This window comes from Kibdelosporangium persicum, from assembly GCF_013280595.1.
Taxonomy (GTDB): domain Bacteria; phylum Actinomycetota; class Actinomycetes; order Mycobacteriales; family Pseudonocardiaceae; genus Kibdelosporangium; species Kibdelosporangium persicum.
The window spans coordinates 75,302-88,273 of the sequence record NZ_JAAATY010000021.1; the positions used below are offsets into that span (position 1 = coordinate 75,302).

The 12,972-nt window shown below is 68.8% G+C and carries 17 protein-coding genes; 8 read left to right on the forward strand and 9 right to left on the reverse strand.

Annotation, left to right across the window (positions count from 1 at the left end):
- Positions 1 to 58: 58 nt before the first annotated feature.
- The 4 genes from GC106_RS31025 to tgmC all read right to left on the reverse strand — a co-directional run bounded on the left by GC106_RS31025 (position 59) and on the right by tgmC (position 2,865).
- On the reverse strand, positions 59 to 628 hold the full coding sequence (locus tag GC106_RS31025; RefSeq protein ID WP_173137992.1) for a YbaK/EbsC family protein: 570 nt from the start codon (positions 626 to 628) through the stop codon (positions 59 to 61).
- Positions 625 to 1,332 carry an alpha/beta fold hydrolase gene (locus tag GC106_RS31030; protein WP_173137994.1) on the reverse strand — a complete coding sequence of 236 codons (708 nt, stop codon included), beginning with the start codon at positions 1,330 to 1,332 and terminating at the stop codon, positions 625 to 627. Before GC106_RS31030 ends, GC106_RS31025 begins: the two co-directional genes overlap by 4 nt.
- Positions 1,326 to 1,619 carry a DUF2516 family protein gene (locus GC106_RS31035; RefSeq protein ID WP_173137996.1) on the reverse strand — a complete coding sequence of 98 codons (294 nt, stop codon included), beginning with the start codon at positions 1,617 to 1,619 and terminating at the stop codon, positions 1,326 to 1,328. Before GC106_RS31035 ends, GC106_RS31030 begins: the two co-directional genes overlap by 7 nt.
- A gap of 103 nt (positions 1,620 to 1,722) precedes the next feature.
- Positions 1,723 to 2,865, reverse strand: a complete 1,143-nt coding sequence (tgmC, locus tag GC106_RS31040) for an ATP-grasp peptide maturase system methyltransferase (RefSeq protein ID WP_173137998.1) — start codon at positions 2,863 to 2,865, stop codon at positions 1,723 to 1,725.
- A 136-nt stretch (positions 2,866 to 3,001) separates the two neighbouring features.
- On the opposite strand from tgmC, the gene GC106_RS31045 reads away from it, so the two are divergent.
- Both GC106_RS31045 and GC106_RS31050 read left to right on the forward strand, forming a co-directional pair.
- Complete coding sequence (locus tag GC106_RS31045) at positions 3,002 to 3,418, forward strand: helix-turn-helix domain-containing protein (RefSeq protein ID WP_173138151.1); 417 nt, start codon at positions 3,002 to 3,004, stop codon at positions 3,416 to 3,418.
- 6 nt (positions 3,419 to 3,424) lie between these two features.
- The gene (locus tag GC106_RS31050; protein WP_173138000.1) at positions 3,425 to 4,084 is read left to right on the forward strand and encodes a hypothetical protein; all 660 of its coding nucleotides are present in this window, start codon (positions 3,425 to 3,427) and stop codon (positions 4,082 to 4,084) included.
- Positions 4,085 to 4,142: 58 nt separating this feature from the next.
- Here GC106_RS31050 and GC106_RS31055 read toward each other — a convergent pair whose 3' ends face one another.
- Both GC106_RS31055 and GC106_RS31060 read right to left on the reverse strand, forming a co-directional pair.
- A complete protein-coding gene (locus GC106_RS31055) occupies positions 4,143 to 4,763 on the reverse strand; it encodes a P-loop nucleotide/nucleoside kinase family protein (RefSeq protein WP_173138153.1) in 621 nt (206 codons plus the stop codon).
- 29 nt (positions 4,764 to 4,792) lie between these two features.
- Positions 4,793 to 5,209 carry a zf-TFIIB domain-containing protein gene (locus tag GC106_RS31060; protein ID WP_173138002.1) on the reverse strand — a complete coding sequence of 139 codons (417 nt, stop codon included), beginning with the start codon at positions 5,207 to 5,209 and terminating at the stop codon, positions 4,793 to 4,795.
- 69 nt (positions 5,210 to 5,278) lie between these two features.
- Between GC106_RS31060 and GC106_RS31065 the strand changes: the two genes are divergently transcribed.
- Genes GC106_RS31065 through GC106_RS31075 form a run of 3 tightly spaced genes read left to right on the forward strand, consistent with a single transcriptional unit; the run spans position 5,279 to position 9,132 of the window.
- On the forward strand, positions 5,279 to 6,028 hold the full coding sequence (locus GC106_RS31065; RefSeq protein WP_173138004.1) for a 3-hydroxybutyrate dehydrogenase: 750 nt from the start codon (positions 5,279 to 5,281) through the stop codon (positions 6,026 to 6,028).
- A gap of 16 nt (positions 6,029 to 6,044) precedes the next feature.
- Positions 6,045 to 7,367, forward strand: coding sequence for an MFS transporter (locus GC106_RS31070; RefSeq protein WP_173138007.1), 1,323 nt, complete (start codon positions 6,045 to 6,047; stop codon positions 7,365 to 7,367).
- Positions 7,333 to 9,132, forward strand: a complete 1,800-nt coding sequence (locus GC106_RS31075; RefSeq protein WP_173138009.1) for a helix-turn-helix domain-containing protein — start codon at positions 7,333 to 7,335, stop codon at positions 9,130 to 9,132. Before GC106_RS31070 ends, GC106_RS31075 begins: the two co-directional genes overlap by 35 nt.
- On the opposite strand, the gene GC106_RS31080 is transcribed toward GC106_RS31075, so the two are convergent.
- On the reverse strand, positions 9,122 to 9,499 hold the full coding sequence (locus GC106_RS31080; protein ID WP_173138011.1) for a DUF3224 domain-containing protein: 378 nt from the start codon (positions 9,497 to 9,499) through the stop codon (positions 9,122 to 9,124). The two genes, GC106_RS31075 and GC106_RS31080, sit on opposite strands and share 11 nt — an antisense overlap.
- A 125-nt stretch (positions 9,500 to 9,624) precedes the next feature.
- Between GC106_RS31080 and GC106_RS31085 the strand changes: the two genes are divergently transcribed.
- Positions 9,625 to 10,332: a phytanoyl-CoA dioxygenase family protein gene (locus GC106_RS31085; RefSeq protein WP_173138013.1), complete on the forward strand. Its 708-nt coding sequence runs from the start codon at positions 9,625 to 9,627 to the stop codon at positions 10,330 to 10,332.
- On the opposite strand, the gene GC106_RS31090 is transcribed toward GC106_RS31085, so the two are convergent.
- Positions 10,327 to 10,632 carry an antibiotic biosynthesis monooxygenase family protein gene (locus GC106_RS31090; protein ID WP_173138015.1) on the reverse strand — a complete coding sequence of 102 codons (306 nt, stop codon included), beginning with the start codon at positions 10,630 to 10,632 and terminating at the stop codon, positions 10,327 to 10,329. The two genes, GC106_RS31085 and GC106_RS31090, sit on opposite strands and share 6 nt — an antisense overlap.
- Before the next feature lie 17 nt (positions 10,633 to 10,649).
- On the opposite strand from GC106_RS31090, the gene GC106_RS31095 reads away from it, so the two are divergent.
- Positions 10,650 to 11,213, forward strand: coding sequence for a sugar O-acetyltransferase (locus tag GC106_RS31095; protein WP_173138017.1), 564 nt, complete (start codon positions 10,650 to 10,652; stop codon positions 11,211 to 11,213).
- A gap of 48 nt (positions 11,214 to 11,261) precedes the next feature.
- A complete protein-coding gene (locus tag GC106_RS31100; protein WP_173138019.1) occupies positions 11,262 to 11,723 on the forward strand; it encodes a CGNR zinc finger domain-containing protein in 462 nt (153 codons plus the stop codon).
- On the opposite strand, the gene GC106_RS31105 is transcribed toward GC106_RS31100, so the two are convergent.
- On the reverse strand, positions 11,716 to 12,924 hold the full coding sequence (locus GC106_RS31105; RefSeq protein ID WP_173138155.1) for a DUF445 domain-containing protein: 1,209 nt from the start codon (positions 12,922 to 12,924) through the stop codon (positions 11,716 to 11,718). The genes GC106_RS31100 and GC106_RS31105 overlap by 8 nt on opposite strands.
- Positions 12,925 to 12,972: the final 48 nt, after the last annotated feature.

The following is a 12,972-nucleotide window of genomic DNA, read 5'->3' on the forward strand; positions in this document are numbered from 1 at the left end:
GAATCCTGGTTGTCTTTGGGCGGTCCCGCGGTGGCGTCAGGGGCCGCATCCGGCCCGGCTATCGCGATCGGGCATTTGAAACACGACCTAGCCCCTCGATCACCTCGGCACCGGGGAACTTCGCCAGCACCTCACCAGGGACAAGGATCTTGCTGCCGCGGATTCCGCTGCCGATCACCAGCTCCGGCGCGGTCGCGACGGCCTGGTCGATCAGCAGCGGCCAGCCGTCCGGCAGGCCGAGCGGTGTGATTCCGCCGTACTCCATCCCGGTCAGTTCGACGGCGGTGTCCATCGGCGCGAACGACGCCTTGCGGACGTCGAGCCTGCGCCGGACCACGCCGTTGACGTCCGCCCGGGTCGTCGCGAGCACCAAGCACGCGGCGAAACGTTCCTCACCAGCACGTTTGCCTGAGACGACGACGCAGTTCGCGGACGCGTCCAGCGGTGAGCCGTAGGCCTCGCAGAACTGGGCGGTGTCGGCGAGGTCCGGGTCGATCTGGGCGACCCCGACGCGCGCGGCGTCGCTGGGGTCGAGGGCGGCGAGTGCGGCGGCGACGGGCGCGGCGAGCAGGTCGGTCCGGTCAGTGGCGCCCAGGACCCGCAAAGAGCCCGCGATTGTCCAAGTCACGCCTGCCAGGCTACTTGCAGCAGGCCACGCAGCTCCGCCCGGTGAGTGATCATCGGCGCGGGCGAGTCGAACAGCCGCAGCTCGCCCTTGCCGAACGCGGCGGCGGTCTGCTCCGCGATCCCGGCCGGGTGCAGCGGGTCACCGACGGCGCCGATCACCAAGGTCGGAGCGGTGACGTGCCGCAGCACTTCCCGGTCCGCGATCGGGAACGCCCCCGACAGCTGGTCGATCGCGGTGGTGAGCCTGCGCAGGGCCTTGGCGCGTGCTTGCACGTAGTCGCCCAGCGCGTATCCGGTGGGCAAGGTCTTCGCGATCTCGTCCTCGCTGGTCTGCCTGCGCAGCACCGCCTGCACTTCGGCCGACCGCGGCCGGTCCAGCACCGCGGGCAGCAACAAGGCGATTCGGTCGAACCTGTCCGGGTGGTCGGCGGCGATCCTGGTCAACGCGCCCGCGCCGAGCGAGACGCCGATCGCTTTCCGGGCTTTGACCTCGTCGGCGACCTTCAGGACGTCCGCGGCGATGGTTTCGTAGCGCCAGTAGCCGTCCGGCGCGTCCGGCTCGTCACCGTGCGACGGCAACGTGAGCACGACCCGGGCTCCGGGCAGCCCGGACGCGGGAATGCGCGCCTCACCGGGCGTGGCGCCAAGACCTGGGACGACGATCGTGACCGGGTCACCCGATCCGTAGGCCTGCCAGTTCACCACCGGTTGCCGCGCTGGACCTCGATCAGCCGGGGCCGCACGTCCACGATGTAGACCAGCACGGCCACCAGGCCCGCGATCCAGAACATCATGGTGAAGTTGGCGAACGAGAACAGCACGAGCGCCGCCGTGCCACCGCCGGTGATGCCCAGCCAGGCCGGTTTGGTCATCCGGTCGATCGCCGTGAACGCGTCCGCACGCTGAAGCAGGGCGTGCACGAACGCGAACACACCGACTGGGAGTGCGGCCCAGTTGATGGCTATCACGATGTATTGGGCGAACGTCGGCACACCATCAGACTACGTTGCCACGCGTCGCTGTGACCACATGGTCAAGGCCGCGCACAGTCGAACCAGGTTTCCCGCCGACCCGATCTTCGCTGGTTTCCGCTGGTCACGGCAGAGGCCAGCGATGCTGCCCGGCTGGATCGTCGAGCCAGAGTTCCTGGCTGTCGCCGTCGACGGTGATGCCGAACCGGGCGCGTCGCGGTTCGCCGAGAGCACGCCACCGGTCGTGGGCGATCTCGATCTCGTCCCACAGCCGGCGCGGGCCGGACTGCACGACGACGTCCGTCTCGTGCCTGGCCCACGAGCCGTCCGGGTGCGTCAGCACCACCGACTGGGCGGCGCCTGCGGCGTGCACGCCGGGTAGTTCCAGACCGGCGAAGAACTCGAACGCGCTGGTCGGACTGATCATCCCGGCCGGCAGGGTGGTGGTTCGGGTGCTGCCCGGCGCGTCCGGCTCCGGCCACCGGACCTCCTGGGCCCGCGGTGCTCGCAACGGCATGAAACGGCCGTCGTCAGCAAGCACCCTGCCTTCGCCCGTCGCGCCTTCTCCGGCGGTGATCCGCACGAGCCCGGCGCCGAGCGGACGGCTGAGCGTGGTGACCACGACGCCGCCAGGACGGGTTTGTTCCAGCCAGGCGGGCGGGATTCGCGGGACGGCGCAAGTGCACAGAATGCGGTCGTACGGCGCGCCCGGCGGGTAGCCGTTGACGCCGTCCATCACCGCGCATGTCGGGTGGAACCCGCACTCCGCGAGGTGTTCCGCGGCGGGCCCGGCGAGCGAGGTGTCGATGTCTATTGTGGACACCAGGTGGTCACCCTGGCGGACGCACAGCAGCGCGGCGTTGTAGCCGGTGCCCGTGCCGATCTCCAGAACGCGCTGATTCTCCTTGACCATCAAGGCTTCCAGCATCACGGCCATGATGGTCGGCATGCTCGACGAGCAGGTCGGCGCGCCCCGCACCGGGCCGTTGCTGCGCGCGTTCTCCCACTTGGAACTGTCGCCGTCGAGCTGGGTCACGAGCACGCGATCGGCGTAGACCTGCGTCAGCCAGTCCTCGTCGGTGGCGTCCACCGCCTCCCAGCGACCGCCGCGCTGCTGGAAGTAGCGCGGCAGGAAAACGTGCCTCGGAACGGCCAGGAAGGCGTCCCGCCAGGCGGGGTCGGTCAGCGTGCCGTTGCGCACGAGGGCACGGACGAGCCGGCTCCGCAGTCGCGCCGCGGTGCCGTCCACATCCGCTTTCACGCCCATCGCCCCTCACTGTAGCCCGGTGTGACAGACCCCACCGACCAGGTGCAAGCATCCCGCTTGCAATTGCTAGCACCCAGCCCTACCGTGGACTGTGTCGAGAGGAGGTGACCAGGTGACCGACGAGACGCAGTCGCCGATGGAGAAGGTCGCCGATCTCGGCCGGGACATCGGCGAGTACATCCGCCAGCAGCGCAGCAACGCGAAGATCTCGTTGCGCCAGCTGTCGAAGCTCGCCGGCGTGTCCAACCCGTACCTGAGCCAGATCGAGCGGGGCCTGCGCAAGCCGAGCGCGGAGATCCTGCAGCAGATCGCCAAGGGCCTGCGGATCTCGGCCGAGGCGCTGTACGTGCAGGCAGGCATCCTCGATCTGCCGACCGGCGGCCCGGTCGCCGACGCGATCAGGGCCGACGAAGAACTGAACGAGCGTCAGAAACAGGTGCTGCTGGACGTCTACGAGTCCTTCCGCAAGGAGAACGCGACCCCGCGATCGGCAGCCCCAAGGTCCACAGTGGATAAGTCCGATGTGGACAACAGGAGACCCACTGAGGAGTGATCGACCATGACCCGTCCGAACGCCGAGGACGTGCGCAAGGCCGTCGAGCCGGTGCGCACCTCGCTGCTGGCCGCCGTGGGCGCCGGTGACCTGGTCGCCAAGACCGTCATCGAAGCCGTCGGCAAGGCCCGCGAGAGCGCCACCCAGGGCGCCGAGGCGGCGCAGAAGGCCGCACAGAACCTGCCCACCGAGGTCAGCTCGCTGCGCGGCAAGCTGGACCCGGCCGAGCTGCGCAAGGCCATCGAGGACTACACCGAGGCCGCGGTGAAGCTGTACCGCAAGCTCGCCGAGCAGGGCGAGGACGCCGTGGAGAAGCTCAAGGCCCAGCCGCAGGTGAAGAAGGTCGTCGACCAGCTCGAGGACGCCATCGCCCAGGCACAGGCCCGCGCCGGTGACGTCGCCACGGACGCCCGCGAGCTCGCCGAGGAGGTGCTCGCCAAGGTGACCCGCAAGACCCGCTCGGTCGGTGAGAAGACCGCCCGCGAGGTGCAGAAGCTGGCCGACGAGACCGCCGAGGCCGTCGAGGACCTGGGCGACGACGTGGCCCACGAGGTCCGCAGCACCACCCGCAAGGTCGCCAACCGCACGACCCCGGCCCGCAAGCCGGCCGCGACCCGCACGACGACCACGAAGACCAACGCCGCCGGCAAAACCGCCCAGAAGTAACCCGTAGCGGCAGGAAACCCTCGTGAGTGGTTATCAGGGTTCTAACCCCGATAACCACTCACGAGGTCTTTTGTGCCAGGCCTGTACGTACCCAGTCCGCCACTTCGCGCGCTGTGTCCTCCACCGGACGGTCGGTCGTGTCCAGCAGGCGCATCGGCGGTTTCATGGTCGCTGCTTCGCGGCGTACCCAGTCGTTGAACTCGAGCATCTCGTCGATTCGCGGCTCGTCCCACTCGCGCCAGGCCGGGCGGGCGCGCAGGCGTTCGCGCATGACCAGTCTGTCGCAGGTCAGCGCGAGGTAGTGGATGTCGCCGATCAACGGGCGCTCGGGGATCTCCTCGAACTGCACCGGCACAACTGTCCCGCACAGCACCACCGGCCTGCCGCTTTGGTGGATCATGCCCACCATTCGCAGCCAGGTCGAGCGGAAGAGCTGGAAGTCGTTGTGCGGGTCCCGTAGACCGGCCGTCCACAGCACGTCCTGCTCAAGCACGACCACTTGGTCGCCGAGCAGGCCCGTGAGCAGACGGCTCACCGTCGACTTGCCGGTTCCGCTCGGTCCGGTCAAGGCGAACATCGGCAACCGCAGGAACGGCTGCCGATGACCGCACTCCTCACAGACCAGCACAGCCTCGTCGGCCAGGACCACGGGCACGTCCATGCGCGTGCCGCAGCCCATGCAGATCTTCAGGTCCACCGGCGCTTTGCTCAGTCGAACAGCTCTTCCAGGAAGCTCTTGCGCTTGCGCTTGTGGCCGTAGCCGCCGTGACCGCCATACGGGGGCGGCGAGTCACCGCGGTGGCCGTAGCCGCCGCCGTACGGAGGCGCGGAGTCCTTGTAGCCGCCGTGACCGCCGCGGTACGGCGGAGCGGAGTCGCCGCGGTACATGGGCGGCGGCGCGACCGGCGGCGGCGCAGCGTACTGCTGCTGGTAGCGCTGCTCCGCGTTGAGGATCTGCTCCAGCTCGCCGCGGTCCAGGAAGATCCCTCGGCAGGCCTGGCACTGGTCGATGTGGACACCGCCACGGTCGACGGTCTGCATTGCGTTCTGACACTTCGGGCAAATCACACCCGCCAGACTACTTATGGTCGAAGCCGCATGCTCGTGTCCGGGGCGAATCCACATGGATGGCGTACAGAGTGTGTGGACACGACACATAGCTCTCACCGCAGGTTGCACCTAGCGTGAAGAGCCATGAGCAGTGGCGTACCTCACACCGGCCGGGTCGCTCTTGTCACCGGCGGAGCGCATGGGATCGGCCTCGCGTGTGCCCGTGCACTGGCCAAGAGCGGCGCGCGGGTGCACATCGCCGACCTGGACGGCTGCGCCGCCAAGGCGGCCGCCGACGAGATCGGCGGCCAGCCGCACGAGGTCGACCTGGCCGAAGGCGTCGACGACCTGCCGGCCGAGATCGACATCCTGGTCAACAACGCCGGCCTGCAGCACGTCGCGCCGATTCACGAGTTCCCGCCGGCCATGTTCACGCTGCTCCAGCAGGTCATGGTGACCGCGCCGTTCCTGCTGGTCAGACGGTCCCTGCCGCACATGTACCGGCAGGGCTGGGGCCGGATCGTGAACATCTCCAGCGCACACGGCCTGCGGGCCAGCGCGTTCAAGTCCGGTTACGTCGCCGCCAAGCACGCGCTCGAAGGGCTGAGCAAAGTCGCCGCCCTTGAAGGCGCGCCGCACGGCGTGACCAGCAACTGCGTCAATCCCGGCTACGTGCGCACCCAACTGGTCGAGGGCCAGATCGCCGCGCAGGCCGAGGCGCACGGCATCAGCACCGACGAGGTGGTCGAGCGGATCCTGCTCGACCGGTCCGCGGTGAAGCGCCTGATCGAACCGGAGGACGTCGCCGACGTCGTGCTCTGGCTGTGCGGCCCGCACGCCAGCCACGTCACCGGCACATCGATCGCCATGGACGGCGGCTGGACCGCCAGTTGAGGAGGGTGTGTGGCCAATGACGACCACTGACCAGCGTTCGTTACGCAAGATCATCGGCGCAAGCATGGTCGGCACCACCGTGGAGTGGTACGACTTCTTCCTGTACACGTCGGCCGCCACACTGGTGTTCAACAAGGTGTTCTTCCCGACGTCCGACCCGCTCAACGGGACCTTGCTGTCCTTGGGCACGTACGCGCTCGGCTTCGTGGCCCGGCCACTGGGCGGGCTGGTGTTCGGGCACTACGGCGACAAGCTCGGCCGCAAGAAACTGCTGGTCATCAGCCTGTTGATGATGGGGATCTCGACGTTCCTGATCGGCCTGCTGCCCGGCTACGCCACCATCGGTGTCGCCGCGCCGATCCTGCTGACCGTCCTGCGCCTGGCGCAGGGTTTCGCGATCGGCGGTGAGTGGGGCGGCGCGGTGCTGATCGTGTCCGAACACGGGTCGCCGGAACGCCGCGGGTTCTGGACGTCCTGGCCGCAGGCCGGGGTCCCGGCGGGCAACCTGCTGGCCACGGCCGTGCTCGCGGTTCTCGCCGCGGTGCAGTCCGACGAGGCGTTCCTGTCGTGGGGCTGGCGGGTCGCGTTCCTGGCGTCGGCGATCCTGGTGCTGATCGGGCTGTGGATCAGGATCAGCATCGAGGAGTCACCGATCTTCCTCGACGCGGTGGCGAAGGCGGGCAACGCACCGGAGAAGGCGCCGATCGTCCGGGTGTTCAAGCACAGCTGGCGCGAGGTGCTGATCGCGATGGGCGCCCGGATCGCGGAGAACGGCTCGTACTACATCATCACCGGATTCCTGTTGGTGTACCTGACCCAGGAGCTCGGCATGTCCCGGTCGGTCGGGCTGAACGCCGTGGTGATCGCCTCGGCCGTGCACCTGGTCGCGATCCCGTTGTGGGGCGCGCTGTCGGACCGGATCGGCCGCCGGGTGGTGTACCTGTTCGGCGCGGTCGGCCTTGGCGTGTGGGCGTTCGTCTTCTTCGCCATGCTGGACACCAGGTCGTTCTGGGTGATCGCGCTGGGCGTCACGCTGGGGCTGGTGCTGCACGGCGCGATGTACGGGCCGCAGGCGGCGTTCTTCTCCGAGCTGTTCGACACCCGCGTGCGGTATTCGGGCGCGTCCGTCGGATATCAGCTGGCGTCGCTCGGTGCGGGCGCGGTGGCGCCGTTGATCGCGACCGCGCTGCTCGCCGACTACGGCTCGGCGTGGCCCGTCTCGATCTACGTCGCGGCGATGTGCCTGGTCACGGTGGTCGCGGTGGTGCTCGCCAGCGAGACGCGGGGCAGGCACCTGGGACAGGATGACCAGCGTGCGAGCGTATCGGGAACTGCTTGAACTGCTGGCCGACGGCGCGGAGGGCACTGAGCTGGCCAAGCTCGCCGCCTCCCGCGCCGCCGGTCTGCCGCCGGACGAGGCCGCGGAGTGGCAGGCCGCGACCGAGGCGGCGCTGCGTGTCCGGCGCACCCTCGCCGAGCACCAGCGCCGCGAGACGGAGCTGTCCGCGCTCGTCGACACGGCCAACGACCTGGCGCGGCTTCGTGATCCGGACGCCGTGCTGCAACAGATCGTGCACCGGGTGCGGATGCTGCTCGGGGTCGACGTGTCGTACCTGAGCCTGAACGACACGGCAGGCGGGCAGACGTTCATGCGGGTCACCGAGGGGTCGGTGTCCGCGCTGTTCCAGCAGCTCTCGCTGGGCATCGGCGAGGGGCTCGGCGGGCTGGTCGCCCAGACCGGCCTGCCGTACGCGACGCCGGACTACCTCGCCGACACCCGGTTCAAGCACACGCGTGCGATCGACACGGCAGTCCGCGACGAAGGCCTGGTCTCGATCGTCGGCGTGCCGCTCACGTTGGGCCGCAGGGTGATCGGCGTGCTGTACGCGGCCGACCGGGCGTTGCGGACGTTCGCGCCGGAAGAGGTCGCCCTGTTGTCCTCGCTGGCCGACCACGCGGCCATCTCGATCGACAACGCGCACCTGCTGGCGGAAACCCGGCGGGCCAACTCGTCGATCCGGCGGGCCGAGGAGGTCCACGACCAGCTCACCGCTCTGGTCCTGCGTGGCGCGGACTTCCACTCGGTGGCCGCGGCGGTCGCCCAGGTGCTCGGCGGCGGGATCGTCCTGCACGACGCCGCCGGGGTCGAGCTCGCGTGCCTGGGCGAATCCGTTGCCCCACCGGCACAAGCGATCGCCCGCGCCCAGGCGGGCGGACGCGCCGTGGCCCAGGGCGACATCTGGGTGTGTGCCGTGCTGGCCGGGCCGGAACTGCTCGGCAGCCTGGTGCTCACCGGCAGGCCCACGCTGACCGACGAGGACCGGCTGCTGTTCGAACGCGCGGGTCAGGTCGCGGCGCTGTTGTTGCTGCTCCGCCGATCCGTCGCGCAAGCCGAGGAGCAGGTGCGCGGTGAGCTGCTCACGGACCTGCTCACCGCGCCCGACCGCAATCCCGGCGCGTTGATCGCGCGGGGACGGCGGTTCGGCGTGAATCTCGCCGCGCCGCACAGTGTGCTGATCGCGCACGCGGACGGCGTGTCCCGTGGCCGGCTCGCGGCGGCGGCGACGGGTCACGCGGCCCTGGTCGGTGTGCACGCCGAGCAGGTCGTCCTGCTGACGGCCGACGGCGATCCCGACAAGGTGGCGAAAGCGCTGACCACGGCCGTCGGCTGCCCGGTGACCATCGGCGCGGCCGGGCCGGCCACCGGGCCCGTCGAACTGGCCGCCGCGTACGCCGAAGCGGGCCGTTGCCTGCGTGCGCTGCGTGCGCTCGGGCAGGACGGCACCGGAGCTTCCCTGTCCGGCTTGGGTTTTGTCGGTGTGCTGCTCGGCGATCGAGCTGACGTCGCCGGTTTCGCACACCGCACGCTGGGGCCCGTGCTCGACTACGACGCACGTCGCGGCACCGAGCTGGTCCGGACGCTGCGGACGTACTTCTCGTGCGGCGCAAGCCTGACCGCGACCAAGGACGTGCTGCACGTGCACGTCAACACGGTGGTGCAACGACTCGACCGGATCGCGTCGCTGCTCGGGCCGGACTGGAACGCGCCCGACCGTGCACTGGAGATCCAGCTCGCCCTGCGGGTGTTGACGATCAGCTCGTGAAGGTGTACTCGGTGCTCATCGTGCCCAGTTCCATCAGGTAACTGCCGTGTCCCTTGGCATCCTGGAGATCGCCGGTTCCCGTGCCGGGCACGATCTCGAAGGTCCCGGTGACCTTCTCCGCGTCGAACGTGTTGGTGGTCCGCAGGATCACCGTGCCCGCCCTGCCGTCGATCGTGCCCGTGAAGAACTCGGCGCCGGTCGCCGTGCCGGTCCCGTCGGCGGTGTACGTCAGCAGACCGGCGGATTTGCCTTCGCCGTCAAGGATTCCGCTGTACCGGAAGGTCATCTTCGCGTCGCCGATCCTGGCACCGTCCTCGGCGCCCGCGTACACGCTCTCGTCCCACGCGGTGCATTCGAAAGTGTTCATGTCCCGAGCATGCCCGCCGTACCTGACACTTCCTGTCAGGAATTTCGGTGTTTTTCCTCCGGGACAGCAGGCCTGATCAGGTGACATGTCTGGCGGGTCGTGCGGCGAGCGGTCAGCCTGAAGGGATGCGGGAGGTACTGGACGAGCTGGGAGTCTCACCCGAGGCGCTCGTCCCACGACATCGAGAGGAGCTTGACGAGCTAGGGTTCTGCCGGCTCGACGGGTTCATCGACGCGGACACGGCCGGACAGATGATCGGGCAGATCACCCGGCTGCTGGCGGGCACCCGCCAGGGCGGCACGCTGCACCTCAAAGGCCTGCTCGACCAGGGCAGCCTGTTCGACGCGCTGTGGCTGCGGCCGGAACTGCTGGCCGCGGTCACGCACCTGCTCGGCCCGGACTTCCAGATCAGACAGATGCACTACCGGGCGGGAAAACCCGGGCACGGCGGCCAAGCACTGCACATGGACGCGACCGAACGGGCCGGTCCGGGGCAATGGCGCGCCTGCAACGCGATCGTCGCGCTGACCGGCTTCACGCCGACGAACGGCGCCACCCGCGTGGTTCCCCGGTCCCATCTGGACCATCACTTCCGGCCACCGGGCGGGCATCGTCCGCATCCGGACGAGATGCTGCTGACCGGGCCCGTGGGCACCTGTTGGCTGTTCAACAGTCATCTGTGGCATTCGGGCACCCGCAACGACTCCACCGAACCACGGCACGCTGTGCTGACCGCGTTCCACCGTCGCAACAGCGGACCGACGCTGGGTTCGGCCTTGCCGTCGCACGAAACCGTGCTCAGGCTCGGCAATGCGGCGTATCTGCTGCTATAGGTCGACGGCAACGTCGTGGTGCTCGACGACTTCGTCCCAGTGCCTCAAGGCTCGCCGCGCCTCGTCCGCGAGTACGGCCTGTTCGTAGTTCTCGCCGGCGAAGCCGCGGACCGCGTCGAGGTCGTCGAAGAACGTCAACGACGTGAACTTGATTTCGTCGCCGTCCGGCTGCCGAAGCAGCCGTGCGCCACGGAACCCCGCCACCCCACGAAGGTGGTCCGCGACTTCGGCCGCATAGTGCCGCTGGTAGTCGTCGGCTGTCGCCCGCGGCGCCCAGCCCCGCCATATCCGTGTGATCATCCGGGCATCATGGCAGAGTGAGTGATCAGAAAGAGCGGATGCTGCGGGGCGAGCTCTACCAGGACAACGATCCGGTCCTGGTGGCGGAACGCAGGCGCTGCCAGGAGCTGCTGGACGGCTTCAACGCGACGAAGTCGGGCGACGACACGCTGCGCCAGGAGATCCTGGCGCAGCTGCTCGGCGAGATCGGCGAGCGCTCATGGATCATGCCACGGTTCCAGTGCGACTACGGCTACCTGATCCGCATGGGCAGCAACAGCTTCCTCAACTACGACGCCATCCTGATGGACTGCGCGCCGATCACCATCGGCGACGACGTCTCCATCGGCCCGCGCGCACAACTGCTGACGGCGTTGCACCCGATGGAAGACCATGAGGCACGCCGCCAACGATGGGAGACCGCCGCACCTATCACCATTGGGGACAACGTGTGGATGGGCGGCGGCGTCATCGTCTGCCCGGGCGTCACCATCGGCTCGAACACCGTCGTCGGCGCAGGCAGCGTGATCACCCGCGACTTGCCCGAGAAGGTCTTCGCCGCGGGCAACCCGTGCCGCGTGATCAAGTCACTCGGTGCGTAACCTTCATTAGTGTTACGCGAGTTATTCGACCAATCGTAGGTGGTCAAGGTGGGCACGGACGACGTCCGGCTGGTGCTGGACTTCCTGAACACGGTCGACTACGAGGACCACGTCGATCACCTGGACACGGACGCCGAATGGCGGGCCTGGTTGGCCGAACGGCGACTGGCCGTCAGCGACCGTGCGCACGCGCGACACGTCCGTGACGCGATGCGCGCGGCCATGGGGGACCAAGGCGGCCAAGCCACCTTCTCGGTGCCCGTCGAAGTCACGCTGCAAGCCGGTATACCGACGTTGACCGGCCAGAACGCCGTCAGCAACGTGCTCGCCGCGGCGACACGCCTGGCCCTTCAGGGCGACTGGGAACGGGTCAAGATCTGCCCGGCGCACGACTGCCGCTGGGCCTTCTACGACCAGTCCCGCAACCGTTCCCGGACCTGGTGCTCGATGCGGGTCTGCGGCAACCGCGAGAAGGCCAGGGCGTGGCGGGAACGCGCGCGTTCTACGTGAACAGGTGCGCGATCGTGTGGATCGCCAGCCCGGCCAGCGCGCCGACCACGGTGCCGTTGATCCGGATGAACTGCAGGTCACGGCCGACTTGCAGCTCGATCTTGCGGGAGGTCTCCTGGGCGTCCCACCGGTCGATCGTGTCGGTGATCAACGTGGTGATCTCGTCGCGGTAGTTGAGCACGACGTACGCCGCCGCGTCCTGGACCCAGTTGTCGACCTTGCCGCGCAGCGCGTCCTCGCCGGTCAGCCGCTTGCCCAGCGAAATGAGGCCTTCCCGGACACGTTTGCGCAGCTCGGAGGAGGGGTCTTCGGCGGCGTCCAGCAGCAGGCGTTTGACGTTGGCCCACGCCGAGCCGATCACGTTCTGCACCTCGCGGTGTTCGAGGACCTGGTGCTTGACCCGTTCGGCCCGGTCCATCATCTCCGGGTCGTGCTGCATGTCCGCGGCGAAGCCGATCAGGAACCGGTCGATGGCCTGGCGCATCGGGTGGTTCGGGTCGGTCTTCAGTGCCCACGCGAACGTCATGACCTCGCCGTAGATCCGGTCGGCGACGATCGAGTCGACGAACTTCGGCGACCACGAAGGCGCCCGTTCGGAGACCATGCTGACGAACTTGTCGTGGTTCTCCTTGACCCAGTCGTAGGACCGGTCGCACAGCAGGTCGACGAGCTGGCGATGCGTGCCGTCGGCGAGAACGCGCTCCATCAGCTTGCCGAGCGGCGGCCCCCACGGCACGGACATGATCCGCTTGGTGACGGCCTGTTCGAACACGGCCTGCACGTCCTCGTCACGCAGCACGGTGACCATGCCGCGGACGACCGTGGCGAGCTCGGACGTGACCCGTTCGGCGTTCTCCTCGTGGCCGAGCCACTCGCCGAGCCGCTTGGTGACGTCCACCCTGGCCAGCCGCTCGCGGACGACCTGCTCGGACAGGAAGTTGACGCCGACGAACTCGCCGAGGCTGTCGCCCAGCACGTTCTTGCGGGTGGGGATGATCGCGGTGTGCGGGATCCGGATGCCCAGCGGGTGGCGGAACAGCGCGGTGACGGCGAACCAGTCCGCCAGCGCGCCGACCATGCCTGCCTCGGCGGCGGCCCGCACGTACCCGACCCATGCCGGTCCGCCGTTGGCCTCCCATGCCCAGGCGAAGCCGAAGATCACCGTCGCGCCGACGAGGAAGCCGAGCGCCACGAGCTTCATTTTGCGCAGCGCACGCTGCTTCTCCGCTGCCCCGGGGACGGCACCCAG

Bases quoted from the DNA above. Each gene is read 5' to 3' on its own strand.
- tgmC (WP_173137998.1), bottom strand. From the start codon at position 2,865: ATGGGCGTGAAAGCGGATGTGGACGGCACCGCGGCGCGACTGCGGAGC.
- GC106_RS31045 (WP_173138151.1), top strand. From the start codon at position 3,002: ATGGAGAAGGTCGCCGATCTCGGCCGGGACATCGGCGAGTACATCCGC.
- GC106_RS31050 (WP_173138000.1), top strand. From the start codon at position 3,425: ATGACCCGTCCGAACGCCGAGGACGTGCGCAAGGCCGTCGAGCCGGTG.
- GC106_RS31055 (WP_173138153.1), bottom strand. From the start codon at position 4,763: ATGGGCTGCGGCACGCGCATGGACGTGCCCGTGGTCCTGGCCGACGAG.
- GC106_RS31060 (WP_173138002.1), bottom strand. From the start codon at position 5,209: ATGTGGATTCGCCCCGGACACGAGCATGCGGCTTCGACCATAAGTAGT.
- GC106_RS31065 (WP_173138004.1), top strand. From the start codon at position 5,279: ATGAGCAGTGGCGTACCTCACACCGGCCGGGTCGCTCTTGTCACCGGC.
- GC106_RS31070 (WP_173138007.1), top strand. From the start codon at position 6,045: ATGACGACCACTGACCAGCGTTCGTTACGCAAGATCATCGGCGCAAGC.
- GC106_RS31075 (WP_173138009.1), top strand. From the start codon at position 7,333: ATGACCAGCGTGCGAGCGTATCGGGAACTGCTTGAACTGCTGGCCGAC.
- GC106_RS31080 (WP_173138011.1), bottom strand. From the start codon at position 9,499: ATGAACACTTTCGAATGCACCGCGTGGGACGAGAGCGTGTACGCGGGC.
- GC106_RS31085 (WP_173138013.1), top strand. From the start codon at position 9,625: ATGCGGGAGGTACTGGACGAGCTGGGAGTCTCACCCGAGGCGCTCGTC.
- GC106_RS31090 (WP_173138015.1), bottom strand. From the start codon at position 10,632: ATGATCACACGGATATGGCGGGGCTGGGCGCCGCGGGCGACAGCCGAC.
- GC106_RS31105 (WP_173138155.1), bottom strand. From the start codon at position 12,924: ATGAAGCTCGTGGCGCTCGGCTTCCTCGTCGGCGCGACGGTGATCTTC.